Consider the following 1,732-nt stretch of genomic DNA (forward strand, 5'->3'; position numbering starts at 1 on the left):
CGGCCGTGGTCTCTGCGGGGCGGTTGACCTTTGCCGTGTCGGGCCGCCGTGACCTGTTCGACGAGGTCGAGCCCCTCTTCGGGGTGCTGGGCCGCGGAGCGACCTACGTGGGTGACGGTGAGGCCGCACGGCTGGTGAAGATCGCGCACAACGTCTACTTGGGCGTCGTCATGCAGGCTCTGACCGAGATCACGGTGCTCGCGGAGAAGGGCGGGGTGAGCCGGGCGGCCTTCCTCGGCTTCCTCAACGACTCGGTGATGGGCTCCATCTTCAGCCGGTACAAGACGCCTGCGATGGTCGATCTGGACTTCACCCCGACCTTCACCAATCCGCTTCTGCGCAAGGACTTCGATCTCGGTCTCGCCGCAGCGCGGCAGTACGGCGTGTCGATGCCGATCGCGGCCGCTGCCGCGGAGCTTGTCACGGCCGCGATCGGAGCCGGACACACCACCGAGGACTTCGCGACGCTCCTGATCGAGCAGGCCCGCCGATCCGGCCTCGATCTGGTCGCCGAGGACACCCCGGTCGACGACGGACTGCACGACGATGCCTGACACGACGGCTACGGCCAGAAGTGCCCAGCGGCCGCTGGCCGCGCCCGGTCACACCGGGGTGGACTACGAGCAGCGGGTGGACTTCGACCGCCTGCGGTCCTACCGGCTGAGCCGGGCGAAGCAGGCCCTGCGGGCCACCGACTGCGGCGCGTTCCTCCTGTTCGACTTCTACAACATCCGCTACACCACGCAGACCTGGATCGGCGGGGCGCTGGGGGACAAGATGACGCGCTACGCCCTGCTGACCCGCGACGGGGAGCCGACCCTGTGGGACTTCGGGTCGGCGGCGCGGCACCACCAGCTCTATTCGCCGTGGCTTGCGCCGTCGGCCTGTCGTGCGGGAATGCTGGGCCTGCGCGGAGCCATCGCCCCGGAGGCGGGGCTGATGGAAGCGGCGGTACGGGAGATCAAGGGCATGCTCGTCGCCGCCGGCGTAGCGGATGCCCCGGTCGCGGTCGACATCGTCGAGCCGCCGTTCCTCTTCGAGCTGCAGCGCCAGGGGATCCACGTCGTGGACGCCCAGCAGCTGATGCTGGATGCGCGGCAGATCAAGTCCCCCGACGAGATCATGCTCCTGACCCAGGCGGCAGCGATGGTCGACGGCGTCTACCAGGACATCGTCGAAGCGCTCAAGCCCGGCGTGCGGGAGAACGAGATCGTCGCGCTGGCGAACAAGCGGCTCTACGAGATGGGCTCCGACCAGGTCGAGGCGATCAACGCGGTCTCGGGGGAGCGCTGCAACCCGCATCCGCACAACTTTTCCGACCGGCTCATCCGGCCCGGTGACCAGGCGTTCTTCGACATCATCCAGTCGTACAACGGCTACCGGACCTGCTATTACCGCACGTTCGGGGTCGGGAGCAGCACGGCGAGCCAACGTGATGCCTACACCCGCGCGCGGGAGTGGATGGACGCCGCGATCGCGCTCGTGAAGCCAGGGGTGGGCACCGACGAGATCGCAGGCGTGTGGCCGCGGGCGCAGGAGTTCGGGTTCGCCGACGAGATGGCGGCGTTCGGGCTGCAGTTCGGGCACGGCATCGGCCTCGGGCTGCACGAGCGACCGATCATCTCCCGGCTCAACAGCATCGAGAACCCGATCGAGCTCCAGACCGGGATGGTCTTCGCACTGGAGACGTACTGCCCCGCGTCGGACGGCTACTCGGCTGCGCGCATCGAGG

Annotated in this window: 2 protein-coding genes; both read left to right on the plus strand. The window is 68.5% G+C overall.

Translation table 11 applies throughout. The annotated features are described in order from the left end of the window. On the plus strand, positions 1-554 hold a 554-nt coding region (locus tag ABD743_RS44355; RefSeq protein WP_344730731.1), incomplete at its 5' end, for an NAD-binding protein. Then, on the plus strand, positions 547-1,732 hold a 1,186-nt coding region (locus ABD743_RS44360), incomplete at its 3' end, for a M24 family metallopeptidase (protein WP_344730733.1). The genes ABD743_RS44355 and ABD743_RS44360, both read left to right, overlap by 8 nt.

It is taken from the genome of Pseudonocardia yunnanensis (assembly GCF_039534065.1).
GTDB lineage: Bacteria > Actinomycetota > Actinomycetes > Mycobacteriales > Pseudonocardiaceae > Pseudonocardia > Pseudonocardia yunnanensis.